Below are 11345 nucleotides of genomic sequence, written 5' to 3' on the forward strand. Positions count from 1 at the left end.
CTGGTCACGGGGGCGGACGGCGGCACGGGCGGGGTCGCCCCGGACCCGGCCGGAAGCCACCACACGTCAAGTCAGGTTAGGCTCACCTCTGTGAGTACGTGTGCGACCGTCTCGGGAGACCTCGACGAGCCCGTTTCCGGAACCGCGGCCACGGCACGGACGTGGCTCCTGCTGGAACAGCCGGGTCCATGGGGTGTCAAGGCGCTCACTTCGAGCCACCTGGATCCGGCACTGGGCCGTGCCCTGGAGGCGGCGGCCGACGGCACGGGCGTACGCATCGCGCTCATCCGCCGCCCCGGCCCGCACGCCGACTTCGGCACACCGCTCGTCCGGAAGGTCTACGCGGCCCACACCACGCCGGGGAACGCGTGGCTGCACAGCGCCACGACGGCCACCCCGGAACGCCTGCTCGACCTGGACTTCGCCGCGCTCGGCCGAGGCGACCACCGGACCTTCGCGGCCGCGCTGGGCGGCCGACCCCACACCGGGGACCCCCTCGCGCTCGTCTGCACCAACGGCAAACGCGACCGCTGCTGCGCCCTGCTCGGCCGCCCGCTCGCGGCGGAGCTCGCCGCCCGTGGAGTGGAGGGCGTCTGGGAGGTCACCCATCTGGGTGGTCATCGCTTTTCGCCGACGGTGCTGGTCCTGCCGCACGGATACGCGTACGGACGGGCCGATGCCCGGACCGTCGTGGAGGTCCTCCAGGGCGTCCGGGAGGGGAAGATCGTGACCCGGGGGTGCCGCGGGAGCTCCGCCTGGGAGCGGCCCGGCCAAGCGGCCGAGCTGGCCGTACGCGCCTCGGTGGGCGAGGACGCGGCGGGCGTGCTGAGCGTCGTGCGGACGGACGGCGCGGCGCCTCGCTGGGAAGTGACCGTCGCCCATGCCGACGGCCGTCACTGGCGGGTCGTCGTGGCCCAGGGTGCCTGTCTGCCGCCCCGCCCGGAGAGCTGCGGGGCCTCGCTCCTGGGCACACCGGCCCGGATGGACGTGGTGGCGGTGCGCGAGCTGACGACGGCCGCGCTGGCGGGCTGACCGCCCCCTGGACGGACGACGGCCGCACCGGCGGAGTGCCGCCTCCCCGGACGGACGACGGCCGCGCTGCCGGGCCGACCACCGCGAGCATGTTCTCGCGGCCGTCGGCCGGGGCCGTCCACGGCCCTCCCCTGCCGTACGACCCGCGCCCCGCGTACGGTCTGGGTCATGAGCCCCATTTCACCCGTACGCCGCCTGCGCCTGGGACTGCCCCGGCGAGTGTTCTCGCAGGTCCTGCTGATGCAGGTGGCGATCGCCGCGGGGGTCGCGGTCCTGGCGACCGGTCTGTTCCTGGCACCGCTCGGCCACCAGCTCGACGACGAGGCGATGCGGCGCGCACTGGCGATCGCGCAGACCACCGCCGCCCAGCCGCAGATCGCCGAGGACCTGGAGAGCACACCGGCCACGGTCGACGGGCCGGTGCAGCGGGAGGCGGAGCGGATCAGGAAGGCCAGCGGGGCCGAGTACGTCGTGGTGATGGACATGGACGGCACGCGCTGGTCGCACCGGGACCCCGCGCAGGTGGGCCACCCGGTCTCGACCGATCCCAGCCGGGCCCTGGACGGGCAGGAGGTGATGGAGATCGACAGCGGCACCCTGGGACGCTCGGCGCGCGGCAAGGTGCCCCTGCGCGACAGCCACGGCGAGATCATCGGGGCGGTGTCGGTCGGCATCGAGTACAACAGCGTCCGGACCCGGCTGCTCCACGCGATCCCGGGCCTGCTGGCCTACGCGGGCAGTGCGCTCGCCGTCGGCGCGCTGGCCGCCTGGCTGATCTCCCGGCGCGTCCAGCGGCAGACCCGCGACCTGGCCTTCTCGGACATCTCCGGGCTGCTGGTGGAACGCGAGGCGATGCTGCACGGCATACGGGAGGGGGTCGTCGCCCTGGACCGCGCCGGCCGCATACGCCTCCTCAACGACGAGGCGCAACGTCTGCTGGACATCGGTGAGGAGGTCGTCGGGGAGTCTCCCGACGAGGCGCTCGGCGAGGGACGCACGGCGGACGTACTGGCCGGCCGGGTGACCGGCACCGATCTGCTCACCGTCCGCGGTCAGCGCGTCCTGGTCGCCAACCGCATGCCGACGGACGACGGGGGCGCCGTGGCCACCCTGCGCGACCGCACCGAGCTGGAACAGCTCGGCCGGGAGCTGGACTCCACGCGTGGCCTCATCGACGCGCTGCGCGCCCAGGACCACGAGCACGCCAACCGGATGCACACCCTGCTCGGACTGCTGGAACTGGAGATGTTCGACGACGCGGTCGAGTTCATCGGAGAGGTGGTCGGCGACCACCGCGTGACGGCGGAACAGGTCACCGAGAAGATCCGGGACCCGCTGCTGGCGGCCCTGCTGGTGGGCAAGGCGACCGTGGCGGCCGAGCGCGCCGTCGCCCTGTGGGTCTCGGACCGCACCTGGCTGCCGGACCGGCTCGTCGATCCCAGGGGGCTGGTCACGGTCGTCGGCAACCTGGTGGACAACGCGCTGGACGCGGTCCGGGGCACACCGCACGCACGTGTGGAGGTCGAACTGCGCACCGAGGGCCGTACCGTCGTCCTGCGGGTGAGGGACACCGGCCCCGGCATCCCGGCGGCGCAACGGGAGCTGGTCTTCGCCGAGGGCTGGTCCACGAAGGAGCCTCCCCCGCACGGTCAGCGCGGCATCGGACTCCCCCTGGTGCGCAGGCTCGCCGAGCGGCAGGGCGGCACGGCGACGGTGGGCGACGCGGACGGCGGGGGCGCGGAGTTCACGGTGGTCCTGCCGGAGGCGCTGGCCGAGGCGGAGCTGGATCCCGCCCGGCACACGCCCACGCCGAGCGCGGCGTGGACGGAGACGGAGACGCCGTGAGCCGCCCGGACCACCGTGAGGTGGGGGCGGCTCACGCCTGAGGCACTACGGGACCGTGGGGGGGCGGGGCTGGGACAGCGCCGCCCCCCGTGGGTGAATCAGCCGGTCGCCTTCTTGACGAACTCCGTGGTGTACGTCTTGTTCAGGTCGACGTCGGCGTTCTGGATGGTGGGGTTGAACGCCTTGAGCACCTTCTCGACGGTCTCGGGGCCGCCCTCGGGCATCACCCCGTCGTCGGTGAACATCGGCAGCGTGCTCTTGATGGCGTCCGCGTAGAGCGTCTTGTTGCCCTGGGAGTAGTCGGCGGGCATCTTGTCGGCGATCTCGGCGGCGCTGTGGGTGGACATCCACTTGAGCGTCTTGACGAACGCATTGGCCAGCTTCTGGACGGTGGCCTTGTGCCCGTTCACCCAGTCCGTCTGCATGTACAGACTGGACGACGGGTACGGGCCGCCCAGCGCCTCCTGCGAACCCTCGGGCGTCCGCATGTCGAGGAGGACCTGGCCCGCCTTCTTGTCCAGGATCGTGGCGACGGTCGGGTCGGTCGTCATACCGCCGTCGATGGCACCCTGCTGGAGGGCCGAGATGAACGTGGGCCCCGCGCCCACCGCGACCGGTGTGAACTCGCTGACCTTCACGCCGTTCTTCACCGCGAGGTACTTGGTGAGGAAGTCGGTCGACGATCCGAGGCCGGTGACGCCGAGCTTCTTGCCCTTGAAGTCCTTGGGCGAGGTGATGTCGCCGGCGGCCTTGGTGGAAACGACCTCGACCTCTCCGGGCGCATGGGAGAACTGCACGACCGACTCCACGGCCTTGCCCTTCACCTGGAGGTCGAGCGTGTGGTCGTAGAAGCCGACCGCCCCCTGGACCTGGCCGGAGACGAGGGCCGTCTCGGCCTGGACGCCCGCGGGCTCGCTGAGCAGCTCCACGTCGAGGCCCTCGGCGTCGAAGAAGCCGAGTCGCTGGGTGAGCACCGCCGGCATGTAGATGACCTTGTCCAGGCCACCGACCATGATCTTGACCTTCTCGCCCTTTCCGCCGCCCTTGGCGCCGGAGCCGGAGGACGCGGTACCGGCGGCGTCGTTGGCACAGGCGGTGAGGGAGGAGAGGGCGAGCAGTCCGGCGGCTGCCAGGGTGGTGTATCTGGCGGTCTTGCGCATGGCGGTTCACGTCCTTGTGAGATGGCGGTGCGAGACAGACGGGAAGGAGGAGTGCGGGAAGGAGAGGTTCCGGAGAGGGCTCAGTCGCCGGAGCCCGACGGCTTCCACCGGAAGATGCGGTTCTCGGCGAAGGTCAGCAGTCCCTCGGCGACGAGCGCGACGGCGGCGAGGATGACCATCGCGGCGTACACACCGGCCGCGTTGAAGGTGCCCTGGGACTGTGCGACGAGCAGGCCGATGCCCTTGGTCGCGCCGATGTACTCGCCGACGATGGCGCCGATGAGGGCGAAGCCGAAGCTGACGTGGAGGCTGGTGAAGATCCACGAGGTGGCGGACGGGATGACCACCTGAAGGGTGACCCTGCGATCGCTGGCGCCGAGGATCCTGGCGTTGGCCACCAGGTTGCGGTCGACTTCACGGGCGCCCTGGAAGGCGTTGAAGAACACCGGGAAGAACACCAGGACGACGGCGGACGCGACCTTGGACGCGGGACCGAGCCCGAACCAGATCACGAAGATCGGAGCGAGGACGATCCTGGGTATGGAGTTGAGCACCTTGATGTATGGACCAAGGACATCGGCGAGGAAGGTGATCCTGCCCAGGGCGATACCGCACACGACACCGCCGGCCACACCGATGACCCAGCCGAGCAGTGCCTCGTAGATCGTGTACCAGATCTGCTCGCCCAGGGAGCCGAGCGCGGTCCCGTGGGTCACCCAGGTGTAGATCTGGTCCCAGATCTTCGAGGGCATCGAGAAGTTGAACGGATCGATCACATTGGCCCGGGAGAGAACCTCCCACAGGCCGAGGACGGCGATCAGCAGCAGCACACGGGACGCCACGACGACGATCCGGCGTCTGCGCGCGGCGCGGGCCCGCGAGTGCGCGCGTCCCGGCTGGTCCGTCTCTTTTCCGGCCGGGGCGACGACGACCTCGGGCATGACCTCAGGCGACATTGGCGGCGCCCCTCTCGCGAGTGATGCGGACCTCTTCGCCGAGCGACTCCCAGATCTCGCGGTAGATCTCGATGAACCGCGGCTCCAGCCGCACCGCCTCGACCTTGCGCGGCCGCGGCAGGTCGATGTCGAAGATCTGCTTGACGGTGGCGGGCCCGGCCGTCATGACGACGACCTTGTCGGCCAGGGCGATGGACTCCTCCAGGTCGTGGGTGACGAAGACGACAGAGGCGCCCGTGCCTTCCCAGAGCTCCAGCAGCTCGTCCGACATCAGGGCCCTGGTCTGCACGTCGAGCGCCGAGAACGGCTCGTCCATCAGCAGGATCTCGGGGTCGTTGACGAAGGTCGCGGCGAGGGCGACACGCTTGCGCTGACCACCGGAGAGCTGGTGCGGGTAGCGGTCCTCGAAGGCGGCGAGGCCCACCCGGGCCAGCCATTCACGGGCCTTCTCCCGGGCTTCCGCCTTGGGCACACCGCGAAAGAGCGGGCCGGCCATCACGTTGGACAGAACCGTACGCCAGGGGAAGGTGGCGTCCTGCTGGAAGACGAAACCGACCTTGCCGCCTACTCCGCGCACTGGCTCACCCGAGACCAGCACCTCACCCTCGGTGGGCTCTTCCAGGCCGCTGACCAGCGTCAACGTGGTGGACTTGCCGCAGCCCGTGGGGCCGACGACCGCCACGAACTCGCCGCGGCCGACCGTGAGGTCGAGATCTCTGACGGCGGTGTGCAGACCCCCCGACGGGGTCTTGAAGATCTTGCTCGCGCCCCGTAGTTCGATGGCGGGGCTGGTGTCTGGGCTCATGGCCGAGGACCGTAGATCCGGCCGGTACCTCGGCAGCAGTCTTCTGCGCGCTGGCCGATGTTTTGCTCGCAGGAGCCTGTTGTGCTCTTTTTGATCGCGCTACAAAAGCGGAGCCGAAACATGGGCGTAACGCCCGCTGGCCTTGAGGAAGAGAGGGCCAATGATTGACGTCATGGTCGTGGACGACGACTTCCGTGTCGCCGAGATCAACGCCAGATACGTGGGGAAGGTTCCCGGATTCCGGGTGGCCGCCCGCGCGCACAGCGCTGCCCAGGCGCTGGCAACCGTCGAACAGGGCGGCATCGACCTGGTACTGCTCGACCACTACCTCCCCGACCGGACGGGACTGCAACTCGTCCACCGCATGAGGGAACAGGGGCACGGCACCGACGTCATCATGATCACGGCGGCCGGCGATGTGGCGACCGTGCAGGCCGCGATGCGCCTGGGCGCGCTGCACTACCTGGTGAAACCGTTCACCTTCGCCGCGCTGCGCACCCGTCTCGACTCCTACGCGGCCCTGCGCCGCACCGTCGACCGGGTCGGCGGCCGCGGCATCGCGGGCCAGGAGCAGGTCGACCGGATCTTCGGCGCCCTGCGCACCGCGCCGGGGACGACGGCGCCTGGGCTGCCCAGCGGACACTCGGAGCCGACCACCGACCTGATCTGCACCGTGCTGCACCGCGCGGAGCATCCGCTGTCCGCCCACGAGGTCGCCGCCGAGACCGGTCTGAGCCGCTCCACCGCCCAGCGCTACCTCCGCCATCTGGAACAGGCCGGACGGCTGCGCCTCACCCTCAGATACGGCGACACCGGCCGCCCGGAGCACCGATACGCCTGGGTGGCACCGTAGCCCTGCCTCGGCAGGGGCAGTGACAGCGGCTGGACGGCCGGAACAGCGCTACACGGCTCCCGCTCCCGTCAGCGACCGCACCTCGATCTCCGCGTGCTTGGCCTGGTCCGGTGGCTCGGCCGAGGTGACGGTACCGAGCCAGCCCGCGACAAAGCCCAGCGGAATCGAGACGAGCCCGGGGTTCTGGAGTGGGAAGTACTGGAAGTCGACACCCGGGAACAGCGACTCCGGACTGCCCGACACCACCGGCGACAGCACGACGAGCGCCAGCGCCGGAACCAGCCCGCCGTACACGGCCCACACGGCGCCACGCGTCGTGAAGCCGCGCCAGAACAGTGAGTAGAGCAGCACCGGCAGGTTCGCGGACGCGGCGACGGCGAAGGCGAGCCCCACGAGGAACGCGACGTTGAGATCACGGGCCAGCAGCCCGAGTCCGATCGCCAGCGCTCCGATACCGACCGCGGCGGTCCGCGCCACGGCCACCTCGCTGTACGGTTCCGCCCGTCGACGGCGCAGCGACGCGTACAGGTCGTGTGCGACGGAGGCCGAGGACGCGAGGGTGATCCCGGCGACCACCGCGAGGATCGTGGCGAAGGCGACCGCGGCCACGATCGCGAACAGGACCGTGCCCCCGGTGGAGTCCGCGCCGCCGCCCAGGTCGAGTGCCAGCAGCGGGACCGCCGTGTTGCCGGCCGCGTTCGAAGTCCGCACCGCTTCCGGCCCCACGATCGCGGCCGCCCCGAAGCCGAGGACGATCGTCATCAGATAGAAGCCGCCGATGAGCCCGATCGACCACACGACCGAACGCCGGGCCGCCCGCGCGGTGGGCACGGTGTAGAAGCGGGACAGGATGTGCGGCAGACCTGCGGTGCCCAGCACGAGCGCCAGTCCCAGACTGATGAAGTCGAGACGGGCCGTCCAGTCCTCGCCGTACTTCAGCCCCGGCGCCAGGAACGCGGACCCATGGCCGCTGCGCTCGGCCGCGGTGAGCAGCAGTCGGTCGAAGTCGCCGTGGAACCGCGTCAGGACGAGAACGGTCAGCACGACGGTCCCCCCGAGCAGCAGCACCGCCTTGACGATCTGGATCCACGTGGTGGCCCGCATGCCTCCCAGCGACACGTAGATCACCATGAGCGCACCGACACCGATCACGGTCCACGTCTGCGCCGCCGCGCCCGTGCGCCCGAGCAGCAGAGCGACCAGGCTGCCCGCGCCCACCATCTGCGCCACCAGGTAGAGAACGGACACGGTGACCGAGGAGGTTCCCGCCGCGATCCGCACGGGACGCTCCTTCATCCGTGCCGCGACCACATCGGCCAGCGTGAACCGGCCGCAGTTGCGGACCAGTTCCGCGACGAGGAACAGCACGAGCAGCCAGGCCACGAGGAAGCCCACCGAATACAGCAGGCCGTCGTAGCCGAACAGCGCGATCAGGCCGGAGATTCCGAGGAAGGACGCGGCCGACATGTAGTCGCCCGCGATGGCGAAGCCGTTCTCCATGGGCGAGAAGAGGCGGCCGCCCGCATAGAACTCCTCGGCGGAACCGTGCCGGTTGCGACTCACCCACGTGGTGATCCCCAGCGTCACGGCGATGAAGACGCTGAACAGCACCAGCGCCAGCGTCTGGTGATGACCCGTCACGACCTACCGCCCCCGACTCCGCGGGTCAGTTCCTGGGTGTCCCAGCGCAGTTCGAGCGCGGCCCGGTCCCTGTGCAGCCGAGCGTGCCGGGCGTAGGCCCAGGTGAGCAGGAACGTGGTGAGGAACTGGCCGAGCCCGGCGAGCATCGCCACGTTCACCGCGCCCGCCACCGGGCGCGCCATGAATCCCGGCGCGGCCGTCGCGGTCACCACGTACGCCACGTACCAGGTGAAGAAGGCGACGACGGCCGGCACCACGAACCTCCGGTACCGGCTGCGCACCTCCTGGAAGGCGGCACTGCGCTGTACCTCCAGGTAGACGTCCGCCATGGCCCACGCCCCGTCCTCCCGCTCCTGACGGGCCCGCGGAACGGAACCCGCCGGCAGCTTCCCGGCGTCCGCCTCACCCCAGCCCGAGGCGAGCACGTCGTACCAGGGGTCGTCGTACGGCAGGACCGCCGGCGCTCCGGCGTGGTCCGGGGCAAGCCGTTCGTGATTCTCGTCGGGACTCTCGGGACCGCCCTCGCCTCCGCGTGGGTGCCCGTTGCTTGACTGCATACCCAAGCATGGACAGAACGGGAACATCCCCGACTCTTCTTCCCTCTGCTCTTCACCCCATCAGGTGACTCAACCCGCTGGTGGGCGCGCCAATCCCTTCGCAAACGCGTAACGCACCGCCTGCGCACGGTCCTTGAGCCCGGCCTTCGCGAACAGGTTGTTGATGTGGGTCTTCACGGTCGCCGTGGAGACATGCAGTCTGCGGGCGATCTCCTGGTTGCTGAGCCCTTCGGCGATCAGCGTCAGTACGTCGGTCTCCCGCGCGGTGAGCCCGTCGGGCGCGTCGGCGGGCGACGCCGGAGCCGGTTCGGGCTCGGACAGCCGCTCCAGCAGACGCCGTTGGATGCTCGGCGCCAGTCCCGCGTCACCGGACAGCACGCTGTGCACGGCGCGTACGATCTCTTCGCCGCCGGCATCCTTGGTGAGGTAACCGCGCGCCCCTGCCCGCAGGGCCGGAAACAGCGAGTCGTCGTCCGCGAAGGTCGTGAGCACCACCACGTGCGTCCCGGGGTACTCCGAGCGGATCCGCCGCGTCGCCTCCACTCCGTCGCAGCGGGGCATGCGCAGGTCCATCAGGACCACGTCCGGCGCGAGTTCGGCCACCAGCCGCACCGCCTCGTCCCCGTCGCCCGCGGAGCCGACGACCTCGATCCCGGGCAGCAGCCCCAGCAGCATCACGATGCCTTCCCGGACGACGGTCTGATCGTCGGCGACCACGACCCGCGCGGGCTTCGGCGCCGCCCCCTCGCTCATGTCGGCACCTTCAGCGTCACCACGAACCCCTCCTCGCCGGGACCGGCCCGGAGCGAACCGCCGAGCAGTTCGGCGCGCTCCCGCATGCCCAGCAGACCGTACCCGCCTCCCGCCTCGGAGAGTTCGCCCGGAGAACCACCCGAGTCCCTTACGTCCAGGGTCACTTCGTGCGCCCGGTAGTCGAGCCGGACCCGGACCTCGGCGCCCGGTGCGTGCTTGCGGGCGTTCGTAAGGGCTTCCTGGGCGACCCTGCGCACCGCCTGTGACGCCTCGGCGGGCAGCGGTCTGCGCTCACCCGTAATGGTGACCTCCGCTCCGTCGGCGGCTCGGACGAGTTCGGCCAGATAGTCCTCCAGCGGTGTCATCTCCCCGCGCAGCGCGGACAGTGCCTGCCGGGTCTCGGCGAGCCCGTCGCGGGCCATTCCGCGGGCCGCCACGACCCGTTCGAGGATCCGGTCCCGGTCGGCTCCCCGCTCGATCAGCAGCCTGGCCGCCTCCAGGTGCACGAGCTGCGCCGAGAGACTGTGGGCCAGCACGTCGTGGATCTCCCTCGCGATGCGGGCCCGCTCCGCCAGCGCCGCGGATTCCGCCTCGGCGGCCCGTGCCGCACGCTCCTGGGTGAGCAGCCGCTGGGCGTTGCCCCGGGCCTCGGCGTCCAGCCGCAGGACATAGCCGGCGAGGGCCATGCCGGTAACGGTGGCGGCGGTCGTCAGCCAGACGTCGTTGTTGACGGCGGCGAACGAGGCCAGGGCGACGGAGGCGACGGGCAGCGCGGCGCCCAGGGGCATCCGCTCCAGCGCGGAGATCGCGCAGCCGCACCACAGGACGAGGGCCGGCCCGTCGAAGCCCGCGAACTGGGCCGGCACCGCCATCCCGAGCAGGGAAACGGCCAGGACGAGCGACGGTACGAGCCGGTGTTGGAGAGTGGTCCGCCAGAATCCCCAGGCGAGCGCTCCGGTCACGGCGATCCCTGCGACGGCGAGCACGTAGCCCCAGCCGTGCACGTGCTTGCTGTCGAAGACGCTCCACAGCAGCATCCCGAGGACCAGGACGCGGATGCCCCAGGACATCAGGCGCCTCGGCCGCGAGAGGCCGTTGCGGCCGAGTGCCTCCGGGGAGGGCCAGCGCGTCCAGGCATTGCGCGTCATACCCGCTCCTTCCGCAGGGACAGGGCCATACCGTCACCGCACGTCGCGGCCCGGGCGTCCGTCGAGGCCACGGTCTGCGCGCGCAGGACCAGGATGCCGGAGCGAACCAGCAGGGTGGCCGCGAGGCCGAGCATCAGGGCCGAACCGCCCTGATGCACACCGAGTGCCAGGCCGAGCCCGAGGAGGCCCGCCCGCAGACCGATGCCGACGATCCAGACGGCCGCACCGGCCTTGGTGCCCTTGCTCCACACGGCACCGTCGGGCGCCACCCATATCCGGGTCGTCCAGGCCCAGCCGACCCCCACGGCCAGCCCGATGAGGAGCTCGACGCCCAGCAGCAGCACCGACGCCGTTCGGTGGTGAACGTCGAGTACGTCCGGCTCCCGCAGCGCCACCACGGCCAGGATCACGGGCAGCAGCCACCAGCGCCGGTCGGCGTCGACCTCACGTGCGCGGAACTGCCGTACGACCACCACGACGACCGCGGCGACGATCACCGACGCGTTGACCAGCCCGGACATCACAGCCTCCGTGAGCGGAAGGGGAGACCAACAGCGAGTGCCGTCGACGCCTTCGACGCTACGGAAATCCGCGG

At 70.9% G+C, this 11345-nt stretch carries 11 protein-coding genes; 3 read left to right on the forward strand and 8 right to left on the reverse strand.

Annotation, left to right across the window (positions count from 1 at the left end; all coding sequences use genetic code 11):
* The first annotated feature begins 90 nt into the window (after nt 1-90).
* Both ACZ60B_RS19965 and ACZ60B_RS19970 read left to right on the forward strand, forming a co-directional pair.
* A complete protein-coding gene (locus ACZ60B_RS19965; RefSeq protein ID WP_469388677.1) occupies nt 91-1032 on the forward strand; it encodes a sucrase ferredoxin in 942 nt (313 codons plus the stop codon).
* Between the two features lie 168 nt (nt 1033-1200).
* Nucleotides 1201-2877, forward strand: coding sequence for an ATP-binding protein (locus ACZ60B_RS19970; RefSeq protein WP_469388679.1), 1677 nt, complete (start codon nt 1201-1203; stop codon nt 2875-2877).
* Nucleotides 2878-2975: 98 nt separating this feature from the next.
* Here the strand turns inward: ACZ60B_RS19970 and ACZ60B_RS19975 are convergent, their stop codons facing one another.
* The 3 genes from ACZ60B_RS19975 to ACZ60B_RS19985 form a co-directional block, all read right to left on the reverse strand.
* Entirely contained in the window at nt 2976-4037 is a 1062-nt protein-coding gene (locus ACZ60B_RS19975) for an ABC transporter substrate-binding protein (RefSeq protein WP_469388681.1), read from the reverse strand.
* 80 nt (nt 4038-4117) lie between these two features.
* Nucleotides 4118-4993, reverse strand: coding sequence for an ABC transporter permease (locus ACZ60B_RS19980; RefSeq protein ID WP_469388682.1), 876 nt, complete (start codon nt 4991-4993; stop codon nt 4118-4120).
* Nucleotides 4983-5798 carry an ABC transporter ATP-binding protein gene (locus tag ACZ60B_RS19985; protein ID WP_450665453.1) on the reverse strand — a complete coding sequence of 272 codons (816 nt, stop codon included), beginning with the start codon at nt 5796-5798 and terminating at the stop codon, nt 4983-4985. The genes ACZ60B_RS19980 and ACZ60B_RS19985 overlap by 11 nt, the downstream gene beginning before the upstream one ends.
* 160 nt (nt 5799-5958) lie before the next feature.
* Between ACZ60B_RS19985 and ACZ60B_RS19990 the strand changes: the two genes are divergently transcribed.
* Nucleotides 5959-6651, forward strand: a complete 693-nt coding sequence (locus ACZ60B_RS19990) for a response regulator (protein WP_469388683.1) — start codon at nt 5959-5961, stop codon at nt 6649-6651.
* A 48-nt stretch (nt 6652-6699) separates the two neighbouring features.
* On the opposite strand, the gene ACZ60B_RS19995 is transcribed toward ACZ60B_RS19990, so the two are convergent.
* The 5 genes from ACZ60B_RS19995 to ACZ60B_RS20015 form a co-directional block, all read right to left on the reverse strand.
* Nucleotides 6700-8292: a solute symporter family protein gene (locus ACZ60B_RS19995; RefSeq protein WP_469388684.1), complete on the reverse strand. Its 1593-nt coding sequence runs from the start codon at nt 8290-8292 to the stop codon at nt 6700-6702.
* Nucleotides 8289-8849 carry a DUF485 domain-containing protein gene (locus ACZ60B_RS20000; protein WP_469388685.1) on the reverse strand — a complete coding sequence of 187 codons (561 nt, stop codon included), beginning with the start codon at nt 8847-8849 and terminating at the stop codon, nt 8289-8291. The genes ACZ60B_RS19995 and ACZ60B_RS20000 overlap by 4 nt, the downstream gene beginning before the upstream one ends.
* A 69-nt stretch (nt 8850-8918) precedes the next feature.
* Nucleotides 8919-9602 (reverse strand): response regulator transcription factor, encoded by a 684-nt coding sequence (locus tag ACZ60B_RS20005; protein ID WP_469388686.1) that lies wholly within the window; start codon nt 9600-9602, stop codon nt 8919-8921.
* Nucleotides 9599-10750, reverse strand: coding sequence for a histidine kinase (locus tag ACZ60B_RS20010; RefSeq protein ID WP_469388687.1), 1152 nt, complete (start codon nt 10748-10750; stop codon nt 9599-9601). The genes ACZ60B_RS20005 and ACZ60B_RS20010 overlap by 4 nt, the downstream gene beginning before the upstream one ends.
* Nucleotides 10747-11271, reverse strand: a complete 525-nt coding sequence (locus ACZ60B_RS20015; protein WP_469388688.1) for a DUF1453 domain-containing protein — start codon at nt 11269-11271, stop codon at nt 10747-10749. The genes ACZ60B_RS20010 and ACZ60B_RS20015 overlap by 4 nt, the downstream gene beginning before the upstream one ends.
* Nucleotides 11272-11345: the final 74 nt, after the last annotated feature.

This window comes from Streptomyces sp. NPDC104096 (genome assembly GCF_055584385.1).